This is a genomic window from Martinezella lusitana (genome assembly GCF_016901135.1).
GTDB lineage: Bacteria > Pseudomonadota > Alphaproteobacteria > Rhizobiales > Rhizobiaceae > Rhizobium > Rhizobium lusitanum_D.
Genome location: NZ_JAFEVL010000066.1, coordinates 193,692 through 200,210, shown reverse-complemented (window position 1 = coordinate 200,210; position 6,519 = coordinate 193,692). Strand labels below are relative to the sequence as shown.

At 64.2% G+C, this 6,519-nt stretch carries 5 protein-coding genes; 4 read left to right on the top strand and 1 reads right to left on the bottom strand.

Annotated elements, in window-relative coordinates:
* Positions 1-379 precede the first annotated feature (379 nt).
* The 4 genes from JTP94_RS28995 to JTP94_RS28980 all read left to right on the top strand — a co-directional run bounded on the left by JTP94_RS28995 (position 380) and on the right by JTP94_RS28980 (position 5,810).
* Positions 380-1,330 (top strand): ornithine cyclodeaminase family protein, encoded by a 951-nt coding sequence (locus JTP94_RS28995; RefSeq protein ID WP_204853874.1) that lies wholly within the window; start codon positions 380-382, stop codon positions 1,328-1,330.
* A 5-nt stretch (positions 1,331-1,335) separates the two neighbouring features.
* Positions 1,336-3,807, top strand: coding sequence for an ATP-dependent helicase HrpB (gene hrpB, locus JTP94_RS28990; protein ID WP_204853882.1), 2,472 nt, complete (start codon positions 1,336-1,338; stop codon positions 3,805-3,807).
* 2 nt (positions 3,808-3,809) lie between these two features.
* Positions 3,810-5,147: an ActS/PrrB/RegB family redox-sensitive histidine kinase gene (locus tag JTP94_RS28985; RefSeq protein WP_409456640.1), complete on the top strand. Its 1,338-nt coding sequence runs from the start codon at positions 3,810-3,812 to the stop codon at positions 5,145-5,147.
* 75 nt (positions 5,148-5,222) lie between these two features.
* A complete protein-coding gene (locus tag JTP94_RS28980) occupies positions 5,223-5,810 on the top strand; it encodes an ActR/PrrA/RegA family redox response regulator transcription factor (RefSeq protein WP_034510733.1) in 588 nt (195 codons plus the stop codon).
* Between the two features lie 54 nt (positions 5,811-5,864).
* Here the strand turns inward: JTP94_RS28980 and JTP94_RS28975 are convergent, their stop codons facing one another.
* Positions 5,865-6,401: an MmcB family DNA repair protein gene (locus JTP94_RS28975; protein ID WP_204853873.1), complete on the bottom strand. Its 537-nt coding sequence runs from the start codon at positions 6,399-6,401 to the stop codon at positions 5,865-5,867.
* Between the last annotated feature and the right edge of the window lie 118 nt (positions 6,402-6,519).

The window sequence follows — 6,519 nt, the reverse complement described above, 5'->3', positions numbered from 1 at the left end:
AGAACCTTCAATCAGCATCGCAGCCAATCCAGGAAACACTAGAGCGAATGTCGTCGTCGCCAGCAGCGCCGCCGCCCTCGTTCAGTGAGTGGGCTTATAATCCCACCCCACGAACCAAGTCAACAACAAGACTGTAAAAATTCTGACATTTTTGTAAGAGATTGATTTGAAACACTCTTTTTAAAGAAGGCCGCGGAAGCTGGGAAATTTGACCCGATCAAGCAGCGTTTCCGGATTCATTTTACTCCTTTTGACGGAAACATCGAGGAAACGGCTTTCAAAGAGGCAGACTCAAGCTCCCATGGGGTCGCCAAACGGCCCGCATTGCCAGTTTCACGCCCAGGACCTAATAGAAACCGAGCTATTGAAGGAGTGGAGAATGTTGGTCCTCGACGAAGAACAGACGCGCGCAGCACTTGCCTGGCCGGCGCTGATCGATGCGATAGCGGCGATGTTTGCCGGTGGCTGCGTCATGCCGGTCCGACATCATCACGATATGGAGGTTCCCGGCGAAAGTGACGCAACGCTGCTCCTGATGCCCGCCTGGCTGCCGGGACGCTATATGGGCGTGAAGATGGTCTCGGTGTTCCCGGGAAATACGACACGCGCCCTGCCGGCCATCTTCGGGACCTATCTTCTTTCCTCGGGCCAGACGGGGGAGATGCTGGCGGCTATCGATGGCGGCGAGCTGACGGCGCGGCGCACGGCCGCCGCCTCGGCGCTTGCTGCCCGATATCTTGCGCGTGAGAATGCCGAGGAGCTGCTCGTCTGCGGCACGGGGCGACTGTCGCTCAATCTGATCCAGGCGCATGCCACCGGCCGGCCCCTGAAGCGGATCGGCATATGGGGGAGGGACCGCGAGAAGGCGGCAGGCATCGCCAGGGAGGCGCAGGCGCTGGGTCTGGCCGCAGAGCCCGTCGCGGATCTGGAGGCCGCGGCTCGCAGCGCCGACATCATTTCCTGCGCGACACTATCGGGTGCGCCGCTGATCCAGGGGGAATGGCTGAAGCCGGGCGCGCATCTCGATCTCATCGGCGGTTTCAAGCCGGATATGCGCGAGGCCGACGATACGGCGATACGGCGGGCGCAGGTGTTTGTCGACACGCGTGCCGGCGCGATGAAAGAGGCCGGTGATATCACCCAGCCCCTGAAGAACGGCGCATTGGCAGCGGACGACATCCGGGCCGAGCTCCGCGAGCTGGTGAACGGGGCGCATCCCGGACGGACTGATGACGAAGACATAACCCTGTTCAAATCGGTGGGCGCGGCGCTCGAGGATCTCGCCGGCGCGATCCTTGCCTATGAATATGTGCGGAGCCGGCAGGCGTGACGCATATAACGCCTCCATTGCCCGAGCTGCCGGTCTCGCATGTGCTCGCCGATATCGGCGCTGCCCTTGCCGAACATCGACGGGCCGTGCTCTCGGCACCGCCCGGCGCCGGCAAGACGACGCTGGTGCCGCTCTTCCTCCTGGGTCAGACATGGCGCGGCGATGGCAAGATCATTGTTCTGGAGCCGCGGCGGCTGGCGGCAAGGGCAGCGGCGGCCCGCATGGCATCCTTGCTCGGCGAACAGGTCGGCGACACCGTCGGCTATCGCATGCGGCTCGACAATCGCATCTCCTCCAGGACGCGCATCGAAGTCGTGACCGAAGGCGTGTTCGCGCGGATGATCCTCGACGATCCCGAACTCTCCGGCGTCTCCACTGTCATCTTCGACGAATTCCACGAGCGCTCGCTGGATGCGGATTTCGGCCTGGCGCTGGCGCTCGACGTGCAATCGGCGCTGCGCGAAGACCTGCGTATCCTTGTCATGTCGGCAACGCTCGATGTGGAGCGTGTCGCGACCCTGCTCGACCATCCGCCCGTCATCGAGAGCATGGGCCGCAGCTTTTCGATCGACATCCGTCATCAGGACCGGCCGCCGGGTGAGCGGATCGAGGATACGGTGACGCGGGCGATCCTTGACGCGCATGCGAGCGAACAGGGCTCGATCCTCGCCTTCCTGCCGGGACAGGCGGAAATTACCCGCACCGTGGAGAGGCTTGGGGCCAGGTTCGGACCCGCGACGATGATCGCGCCGCTTTACGGCAATCTCAGCCAGAAGGAGCAGGACGCGGCGATCCGACCCGCGCCGCAGGGCGCCCGCAAGATCGTGCTTGCGACCTCGATCGCCGAGACATCGATTACCATCGACGGCGTTCGCATCGTCATCGATAGCGGCCTGCAGCGGCTGCCCGTCTTCGAAGCCTCGACCGGCATCACGCGGCTGGAAACGGTGCGGGTGTCGCGCGCCTCGGCCGATCAGCGGGCCGGCCGCGCCGGGCGAACCGAGCCCGGCATCGCCATCCGGCTCTGGCATCCCGGCCAGACGGCGGCGCTGCCTGCCTTCACGCCACCGCAGATCCTCTCCAGCGATCTGTCCGGCCTTGCGCTCGATCTCGCACATTGGGGGGTGCAGGATCCGGCGGCCCTCGCGTTTGCCGACCAGCCGCCGGCAACGACGCTTGCCGAGGCGCGGGCGCTGTTGCGGCAACTGGGTGCGCTCGACGCGGAAAACGGCCTGACGGCGCGGGGCCGGCTGATGCGCGAGCTGGCTTTGCCGCCTCGGCTGGCGGCGATGGTGATATCGGCCGGCGATTTCGGCCAGGCGCGCGAGGCCGCATTGCTTGCGGTGCTGCTGACCGAACAGGGGCTTGGTGGACAGAGCATCGACCTGGAAGAACGGCTGCGACGCTTCAAGACGGAAAAGGGCGAACGTGCGGAGGCAGCGCGCCGGCTGGCCGGAAGGCTTGCCTCGGCCGCCGGCGGCAAAGGGGCTGCCGCCTCAACGCCGCCTTCGCTGGCCGGCTCGCTGCTGCTGCATGCCTTTCCCGACCGCATCGCGTTGCAACGCGGCGGGCGCGGGCGCTTCGTCATGGCGAACGGGCGCGGCGCCGAACTGCCGGAAACCGAGCGCCTTGCCGGTTCGCAGATGCTTGTCATCGCCGATCTGACCGGCCGCGCGGCACAAGCGCGTATTCTCGCGGCGGCCGAGATTTCCCGCACTCATGTCGAAGAGCATCTGCCGGGCGAGATCCGCACCGAGGATCAGAGCTTCTTCGATAGAGCAAGCCGCCAGGTGCGGGCGCGGCGCGCCACGCGGCTCGGCGCGATCATCTTTGAGGAAACGCCCCTGCCGCGCCCATCCGGCGAGCAGGCGGCGAAAGCGCTGGCCGAGGGTATTCGCGAACTCGGCATCGGCATCCTGCCTTTTTCGAAGGAGGCGGCACAATTGCGCGCGCGGATAGGCTTTCTGCATCGCACGATCGGCGAACCCTGGCCTGATATGGGCGACGAGGCCCTGCTCGCGCGGCTCGACGAGTGGTTCACACCCTTCCAGGCCGAGGCGCCCGGCCTTTCCGATATTTCCGCCGGTGGGCTTTCCAATGGGCTGATGTCGCTGGTGCCGCATGAGCTGCAACGCGATCTCGGCCGGATGGCACCCACGCATTTCGAGGCGCCGACCGGCCAGCGCCATCCCATTCAATACGATGGTGAGGAACCGCTGTTGACCATCCGCGTTCAGGAGCTGTTCGGGCTGAAACAACATCCGACCATCGGCGGCGGCCGACTGCCGCTGGTGTTGGAGCTGACGTCGCCGGCGCATCGCCCGATCCAGACGACGCGCGATCTGCCCGGTTTCTGGGCCGGATCCTGGCGGGATGTGCGCGCCGACATGCGCGGCCGCTACCCCAGGCACCCATGGCCGGAAGATCCGGCGGATGCCTTGCCGACAACACGCGTCAAGCCAAGGGGGAGGACCTGACGATGGCACGCTTCTTCCAAGGACTGGAAAAGATGTCGGATGCGGATATCAAGGCGCAGGACGACTACTATAGCAGCCGACGGCTGAGGTTGCAGACGCTGGTTCGCCTGCGCTGGCTTGCCGTCGGCGGCCAGACGGTGACGGTGACGATCGTCGCCTTTTGGCTGAAATTTCCGATGCCGCTGCTGCCATGCTGCGTGCTGATCGCCTGCCTCGCCTGGATCAATTTCTTCCTGACGCTGCGCTTTCCGCCGACGCACCGGCTGGAGCCGCCGGCCGCCTTCGCACTGCTCGGCCTCGATCTTCTGCAGCTCTGCGGGTTGCTGCTGATCACCGGCGGTCTGGCCAACCCCTTCTCGGCGCTGGTCTGCGTGCCTGTGATCATTTCCTTCGCCTCGCAGCCGATCCGCTACAGCATGACGCTGATCGTGCTTGCGATGATCTGCATCACCGGTCTCGCCTTCTCGCCCTTCCCGCTGCCCTGGTATGATGGCGTTGCGGTGAACGTGCATAGCGTCATGCAGTTGGGGGTCTGGTGCTCCATCGCCTCCACCATGGCCTTTGCGGCCTTCTATGCCTATCGCGTCTCCATGGAGGCCTCGCAGCTTGCCGATGCGCTGTCGGCGACCGAGCTGGTGCTGCAGCGGGAAAAGCACCTGTCGCAGCTCGACGGGCTGGCGGCGGCGGCGGCGCACGAGCTCGGCACGCCGCTTGCCACCATCAGCGTCGTCGCCAAGGAGATGGAACGAGAGCTCAAAGAGGACGACCGTTTCCGCGAGGATGTGGCGCTGCTGCGCAGCCAGAGCGAACGCTGCCGCGATATCCTGCGGCGGCTGACCACGCTCTCCTCGGAGGATGAGGCGCATATGCGGCGGTTGACCCTATCGTCGATGATGGAAGAGATCATCGCCCCGCATCGCGAGTTCGGGATCGCGCTGCAGCTGATCGAAAAGAGCCCGCGAGCCGGCGAGCCCGTGCTCAACCGCAATGCCGGCATCATGTATGGTCTCGGCAACCTCATCGAGAACGCCGTCGACTATGCCCGCAAGACGGTGACCGTCACGGTGGAGTACACCACCGATACGCTGACCATCGTCATCGAGGATGACGGCAACGGCTATTCGCCCGAGATCCTGACGCGGATCGGCGAACCTTACGTGACGACGCGGCAGCGCGACGACACGGCTGGTGGCCTCGGGCTCGGCCTCTTCATCGCCAAGACGCTGCTGGAGCGCTCCGGCGCCGTGCTCGCCTTCGGCAACCGCGATCCTGAAACGCCGGGCGCACGCGTCCGCGTCGAATGGCCGCGCATGTTGATCGACAGTAATTCGACAAAATGATTTTCACGGCTTAAAACAGCCTTCGTCAAAATCGGTAGAATATGCAGGCGGATGATCGCCGGGATAGAAGATAGAATGACGGATAAAGAGCTCGCTGCCCCGCATGCCGGGGACAAGGACGCCGCAGCCCATATCGGCGCGGATGCGACATTGCTGATCGTCGATGACGACGGCCCCTTCCTGCGCCGGCTGGCGCGCGCGATGGAAACGCGGGGCTTCGTGGTCGAGACGGCGGAGTCGGTGGCGGAAGGTGTTGCAAAATCCAAGGCAAGCCCGCCGAAATATGCGGTGGTCGACCTTCGTCTCGGCGACGGCAACGGCCTGGATGTCATCGAGGCGATCCGGCAGCGACGCGACGATACGCATATCGTCGTGCTGACCGGATATGGCAATATCGCGACGGCGGTCACGGCCGTGAAGCTCGGTGCGCTCGATTACCTCGCCAAGCCAGCCGACGCCGACGACGTCTACGCGGCGCTGACGCAGCGCCCGGGCGAAAAGGCGGAAGTGCCCGAAAATCCGATGTCGGCGGACCGTGTGCGCTGGGAGCATATCCAGCGCGTCTACGAAATGTGCGAGCGCAATGTTTCCGAGACGGCCCGCCGCCTCAACATGCACCGCCGCACGCTGCAGCGCATCCTCGCCAAGCGCGCGCCGAAATAGAGAGCGCCTTCCCTCAGCGGGAGGAAGATTGAGCTACGCTTCGGGCGCCCAACGCTAAAGCTCCTCGCCCCCTTCATCAGCCCTTCGGGTACTTTCGCCCCGAGGGGAGAGGGCAAAATCCTTGCCTGTCGCCCATTCGGCCAGCATCAGGCGCTGGGCGGCAGCGCGCGAGAAATTCAAGGTCACCGACTTGCGTGTCGCCGGCGGCAGGCGATGCTCCGGCGCCTCGCGGATCATGTGGGCGCCGTAGCCGTCCGACAGGAAGAGCCCGCAATCTTCCGGGAAGATATCGAGCGGCACGTCCTTGTGCGTGGCGAAGAACAGCCGGTCGCAATGCTGACGGTAATCAGGCCATTTGCGGTCGACGCGGAAATCCTCGATCGACGACTTGATCTCGATGATCCAGATCTCACCCTTCTCCGACAGGCTGATGAGATCGGCCCGGCGACCGCTGGCAAGCGGCAGCTCCGGCAGGACGGCATGGCGCATTTCGTGCAGTAATAACTGCACGCCCTTGCGTACAAGCATAGCTCGTTCCGACTGCCTGCCGTCTATTAACGGATTGTTATTGTAAACGTTCAAAATCGTCATGAATTGCCTCGGGGACGGGGCAAGCATTGTTGCAAAAAAACCATGTCCCTCTAATTTGCGCGCCGGAGCTATTTTATAGCCCCACAGCCGCTTGCAAAGCTTAGTTTAATGGAAAATA